The organism is Stenotrophomonas sp. HMSC10F07 (assembly GCF_001807895.1).
Classification (GTDB): Bacteria; Pseudomonadota; Gammaproteobacteria; order Xanthomonadales; family Xanthomonadaceae; genus Stenotrophomonas; species Stenotrophomonas sepilia.
On record NZ_KV791420.1, the window covers coordinates 1,144 to 3,350 of the forward strand.

Annotated in this window: 2 protein-coding genes and 2 tRNA genes; all 4 read right to left on the reverse strand. The window is 65.4% G+C overall.

The window, feature by feature from the left end:
- Positions 1-155: 155 nt before the first annotated feature.
- A tRNA-Arg gene (locus tag HMPREF3114_RS14395) sits at positions 156-232 on the reverse strand.
- A 69-nt stretch (positions 233-301) separates the two neighbouring features.
- A tRNA-Arg gene (locus HMPREF3114_RS14400) sits at positions 302-378 on the reverse strand.
- A complete protein-coding gene (locus HMPREF3114_RS14405; protein WP_053500057.1) occupies positions 369-1,295 on the reverse strand; it encodes an alpha/beta hydrolase family protein in 927 nt (308 codons plus the stop codon). Before HMPREF3114_RS14405 ends, HMPREF3114_RS14400 begins: the two co-directional genes overlap by 10 nt.
- Positions 1,292-2,101 carry a bifunctional hydroxymethylpyrimidine kinase/phosphomethylpyrimidine kinase gene (gene thiD, locus HMPREF3114_RS14410; protein ID WP_053500055.1) on the reverse strand — a complete coding sequence of 270 codons (810 nt, stop codon included), beginning with the start codon at positions 2,099-2,101 and terminating at the stop codon, positions 1,292-1,294. Before thiD ends, HMPREF3114_RS14405 begins: the two co-directional genes overlap by 4 nt.
- Positions 2,102-2,207 lie beyond the last annotated feature (106 nt).

Genomic DNA, 2,207 nt, shown 5'->3' on the forward strand with positions numbered 1-2,207 from the left:
GTCCCCGCACTCCGACACCGCCCCGCCAACCCACAGAATGCCAGCTTTTGCTGTTGCCGTTGCCTTGGCTTGAAGCTTCTGCAGGTGCAGGGCGCAGCCCTGCCGAAAAACACGCATAAAAAAACAGCAGGCCGAGGCCTGCTGTTTCGGTGTAATGGTGCGCCCGGAGAGATTCGAACTCCCGACCGCCTGGTTCGTAGCCAGGTACTCTATCCAACTGAGCTACGGGCGCGCGGTACACAATCAACTTACTGCCTAATTTTACTGCATTTTCAGCGGCGGATGCTGAAAACCTGTCGAGTGGTGCGCCCGGAGAGATTCGAACTCCCGACCGCCTGGTTCGTAGCCAGGTACTCTATCCAACTGAGCTACGGGCGCCCTGCGACAGGAGCGGAATTATGCGGATGTCGGCGCACACCGTCAACAGTTTTGTGAAAATTTTCATCCAACTGAATGAAAAAGCTGTCCGCCACGGCATCCGGTGCCTTCAGCCAGGCGAAGTGATCGGCGCGCGTGCCCAGTTCCTGCGCGGACAGCACGCGCAGCTTCGCGTCCACATTCGGCAGCTTTGCCAGCAACGCCTGCATCGACCCGGTCGGGGCCAACCAGTCGTGTTCCATCAGCACGGCCTGGGCGCTGCCGTGCACGCGCGCCATCTGTGCGTCGAGGTCTTCACCCATGCCCGCGGCGGCGTAGTGGTTGTTCAGGCCGACGCGCGCCCAGTCGGCGATCAGTCCGCGTGCTTCGGTGCCACCGAAGCCGAGACGACGGCCATGCAGCACGCCCTGGCGCTGCGCGATCCACGGCAGGAAACGGTAAACCAGTGGCAGCAGCCAGCCGCGCGGTGGCGGGAATCCACGCCAGAACGGTGAGCCGCTGGCCGCCAACCACAAGTGGTGGAAATGCAGAGGGTTGCGGCCGGCATGCACGCAGGCCAGCTGCCCGCCCAGGCTGTGGCCACCGATGATCCAGGGCAGGGGGCCTGCTTCCTCGTCGGCGGCCGCCATGACCGCTTGGCTGGCCGGCAGATCCTGCTCGAGTACCTCCCGATAGCCCCAGTCGTGCGCGCGCGACGGGCGTAGTGAGCTGCTGCCGTTGCCGCGCCACTCATGCAGGTAGACCGCAACGCCCTTCGCTGCCAGCGCCTGTGCCAGCGGCAGGTAGTGGCGCGCGGCCACACCCAGCGCTGGCAGCCACAACAAGCGGGCGATGGCCTGTGCGGGCATGCAGGCCATCACTTCGTAGCGATGCCCGTCGTTGCACTGCACTGGAAGGAGGGCCGGCGTCAGGTTCATGCGTGCGGTGCAGCGCCGAAGTGGTCGAGCACCAGCACCTCGCTGCGGCCGGGGGCATAGCCCTGCTGCAGGCCGCGCGCAACGTAGTCGATGCCGGCTTCGCAGGCGTTGGCCAGGCTCAGGCCGTTGCACAGCTGCGCGGCGATGGCCGAGGCCAGCGTGCAGCCAGTGCCGTGCGCATCCAGCGGCAGGCGGGCGTGGATGAATTCTTCGCTGCTCACGCCGTCGAAGTAGCGGTCGATCACGCGGTTGCCTTCCTGCAGGTGGCCACCTTTCAGCAGCACCGCACCGGCGCCCAGGTCGAGCAGGGCGGAGGCTACCTGTTCGGCGTCATCGCCGTTCCCGATCTTCCATCCGGCCAGCAGCTCCGCTTCCGGCGTGTTCGGGGTGATCAGCGTGGCCAGCGGGATCAGCCGCTCACGCATTGCCTGCAGAGCGTTGTCTTCCAGCAGGCGCGCGCCGCTGGTGGCGACCATCACGGGGTCCAGCACTACGTGTGGCGGGCGATGGCGCTCCAACGCATCGGCGACGGCATTGATCACCTCGGTGTTGGCCAGCATGCCCAGCTTCACCGCATGGATGTCGAAGTCATCGAAGCAGGCATCCAGTTGTGCACGCAGGAAATCGATCGGCGGCACGTGCACGGCGATGACGCCACGGGTGTTCTGTGCGGTCAGTGCGGCGATCGCGGAGAGTCCGTGCACGCGATGTGCTGCAAAGGCCTTCAGGTCGGCCTGGATGCCTGCGCCACCGCCGGAGTCGGAGCCGGCGATGGTGAGGGCAGATACGGGAGTGGTCGGGCTCATCCAGCGATTGTGCCGTGGTCCGGCAGGGGAAGGTAGATCCACGCCATGCGTGGATGCCTTTGATCCGTCAGGCGGGGTCAGATCCCTTTTCCGCAGGAAAAGGGAT

Bases quoted from the DNA above. Each gene is read 5' to 3' on its own strand.
- HMPREF3114_RS14405 (WP_053500057.1), bottom strand. From the start codon at position 1,295: ATGAACCTGACGCCGGCCCTCCTTCCAGTGCAGTGCAACGACGGGCAT.
- thiD (WP_053500055.1), bottom strand. From the start codon at position 2,101: ATGAGCCCGACCACTCCCGTATCTGCCCTCACCATCGCCGGCTCCGAC.